Origin of the sequence: Paracoccus sp. (in: a-proteobacteria) (genome assembly GCF_046462195.1) — a bacterium.
In the GTDB taxonomy this organism is placed as follows: domain Bacteria; phylum Pseudomonadota; class Alphaproteobacteria; order Rhodobacterales; family Rhodobacteraceae; genus Paracoccus.
The window spans coordinates 1-2,625 of sequence record NZ_JBKGUN010000117.1; the positions used below are offsets into that span (position 1 = coordinate 1).

Here is a 2,625-nt window from a genome sequence, read left to right on the forward strand (position 1 = left end):
TTCGGGTCCATGTCGGCGCACCCATCCCGCCGGACGAGCCCCGCGTGATGATGCAGGCGCTGAACCATGATCTGGAGATGCTGGTGCGGCGCCACATGGACCAGTGGTTCTGGGTCCATCGCCGCTGGAAATGAAAAGGCCCCGCGCGATGGCGGGGCCCTTCACGATCAGCTGGCGGCGGCGGTGCGGGCCGGGGCCGCATCCTCGCGGCGGGCGCGCAGCTCCTCGGCCACCAGGAAGGCCAGTTCCAGCGACTGGCTGGCATTCAGGCGCGGGTCGCAGGCCGTGTGATAGCGGTCCGACAGATCCTCGTCCGTCACGGCGCGCACGCCGCCGGTGCATTCGGTCACGTCCTTGCCGGTCATCTCGAAATGCACGCCGCCGGGGATCGTGCCTTCGGCCTTGTGGATGCCGAAGAACTCGCGCACCTCGCGCAGGATCGAATCAAAGGCGCGCGTCTTGTAGCCGGTCGACGACTTGATGACGTTCCCGTGCATCGGGTCGCAGGACCACAGCACGTTCGCCCCCTCTTCCTGCACGGCCCGGACCAGGCGCGGCAGATGGTCGCCCACCTTGCCTGCGCCAAAGCGCGCGATCAGTGTCAGCCGGCCCGCTTCGTTTTCCGGGTTCAGCTTGGCCAGCAGCACCTTGAGATCGTCCGCCGTGGTGGTCGGGCCGCATTTAAGGCCGATGGGGTTCTGCACGCCGCGGCAGAACTCGACATGCGCGCCGTCAGGCTGGCGCGTGCGGTCGCCGATCCAGATCATGTGGCCAGATCCGGCAATCGGCAGCCCGGTGGTCGAGTCGGTGCGTGCCAATGCTTCTTCGTATTCCAGCAGCAGCGCCTCGTGGCTGGTATAGAAATCGACCTTGGACAGCTGGTGCGCCGTGTCCGAATTCACGCCCGCCGCGTGCATGAATGCCATCGCGTCACTGATGCGGCCCGCGATGTCGCGATACTTGGCGGCCTCGGGGCCGTCCACGAAATCGGCGATCCAGCTCTGGACGCGATGCATGTCCGCGAACCCGCCGGTCGAGAAGGCGCGCAACAGGTTCAGCGAAGCCGCAGCCTGGGTATAGGCCGCCAGCATCCGCTGCGGATCAGGAATCCGCGACTCGGGCGTGAAGTCGAACCCGTTGATGATGTCGCCGCGATAGGAAGGCAGTTCCACCCCTTCCATCACCTCGGTGGGCGCGCTGCGCGGCTTGGCGAACTGGCCCGCCATGCGCCCGACCTTGACGACCGGCATCTGGGCGCCCCAGGTCAGCACCACGGCCATCTGCAGCAGGACCTTGAACGTGTCGCGCAGGTTGTCGGCGCTGAACTCGCTGAAGCTTTCGGCGCAATCACCGCCCTGCAACAGGAAGCCGCGACCGGCCGCGACATCGGCCAGTTGCGCCTTCAGGCGCCGCGCCTCGCCTGCAAAAACCAGCGGCGGATAGCGGCGCAGCTGTTCCTCGACCACGGCCAGCGCGGCAGGATCGGTGTAATCCGGCATCTGGACACGCGGATAGGCGCGCCAGCCGGCCTTGTCCCAGCCCTGGGTGGCGGTCTTGCGGTTCTCCTGCGTCATGTCCCGTGCTCCTTGGAAAATGGTCGCGCCGGTATAGTCGCTAACGGTCATCAGGGAAAGGCCCTGCCGCTTGCTCTGGCGGGCTTTTCCGCGCAGGATTGCGACCTCTTGCCGCGGCATCGAAACCCTGTTTGGGTGCGCGCTCGGACCCTGACCCAAGGCAGCATCATGCCACCTGAAAAACCTCGCCGATTCACGTTCCTTTTGCTGGATCGCTTCACGATGCTGCCGTTCACGGCAGCCATAGAGCCGCTTCGACTTGCCAATCGGGCCTCCGGCCGGGTGCTGTTCGACTGGCGCCTGGTCGGGCCCCGTGCCGACATGGCCGTGTGTTCGAACGGATCACGGGTTTTGCTGGACGGGGGCATCGAAGGCACAGCACCGCCCCCCGACCGTGACGAGGTCGTGGTGGTCTGCGGTGGGACCGAGATCGCCCGCGAAGGAACCCGCCCTGTCCTGTCCTGGCTGCGCCGGCAGGCCCGAAGCGGCGCGGCGATGGGCGCGGTCTGCACCGGGTCCTGGATCCTGGCCGAGGCCGGGCTTCTGGACGGGCGCAAGGCCACGATCCACTGGGAAAACCACGACGGTTTCGCCGAAGCCTTTCCGGAGGTGGATCTTTACCGGTCGGTCTTCGTCCATGACGGCAATCGGCTGACGGCGGCAGGGGGCACGTCCTCGATCGACCTGATGCTGCACCTCATTGCCGAAGCGCATGGCGACGCGCTGGCCGCCGATGTGGCGGACCAGATGCTGCATACGGCCATCCGCACAGACCAGGACCGCCAGCGCCTGTCGATCCCGACCCGCATCGGCGTGCGCCACCCGCGTCTTGCCGCCGTGATTGCGCGGATGGAGGCCAATCTGGAGGACCCGATCAGCCCGGCGCAGCTTGCGCTGGATGCCGGAATGTCGACCCGGCAGCTGGAGCGCCTGTTCCGCCGCTATCTGAATCGCAGCCCCAAGCGGTATTACATGGAAACGCGCCTGGCCCGCGCCCGCAACCTGCTGATGCAGACCGAGATGTCGATCATCGAGATCGCGCTGGCCTCGG

3 protein-coding genes are annotated in these 2,625 nt (G+C 66.7%); 2 read left to right on the forward strand and 1 reads right to left on the reverse strand.

Annotated elements, in window-relative coordinates:
• Positions 1–50: 50 nt before the first annotated feature.
• The gene (locus ACLHHB_RS07640; protein ID WP_410217677.1) at positions 51–134 is read left to right on the forward strand and encodes a hypothetical protein; all 84 of its coding nucleotides are present in this window, start codon (positions 51–53) and stop codon (positions 132–134) included.
• Between the two features lie 33 nt (positions 135–167).
• On the opposite strand, the gene ACLHHB_RS07645 is transcribed toward ACLHHB_RS07640, so the two are convergent.
• On the reverse strand, positions 168–1,574 hold the full coding sequence (locus ACLHHB_RS07645; protein ID WP_410217678.1) for a class II 3-deoxy-7-phosphoheptulonate synthase: 1,407 nt from the start codon (positions 1,572–1,574) through the stop codon (positions 168–170).
• A gap of 168 nt (positions 1,575–1,742) precedes the next feature.
• On the opposite strand from ACLHHB_RS07645, the gene ACLHHB_RS07650 reads away from it, so the two are divergent.
• A partial coding sequence (locus ACLHHB_RS07650) for a GlxA family transcriptional regulator (RefSeq protein ID WP_410217676.1) occupies positions 1,743–2,625 on the forward strand: 883 nt, incomplete at its 3' end.

What these genes read in the sequence shown, in the direction of transcription:
- ACLHHB_RS07640 (WP_410217677.1), top strand. Translation starts at nt 51, where the DNA reads ATGCAGGCGCTGAACCATGATCTGGAGATGCTGGTGCGGCGCCACATG.
- ACLHHB_RS07645 (WP_410217678.1), bottom strand. Translation starts at nt 1,574, where the DNA reads ATGACGCAGGAGAACCGCAAGACCGCCACCCAGGGCTGGGACAAGGCC.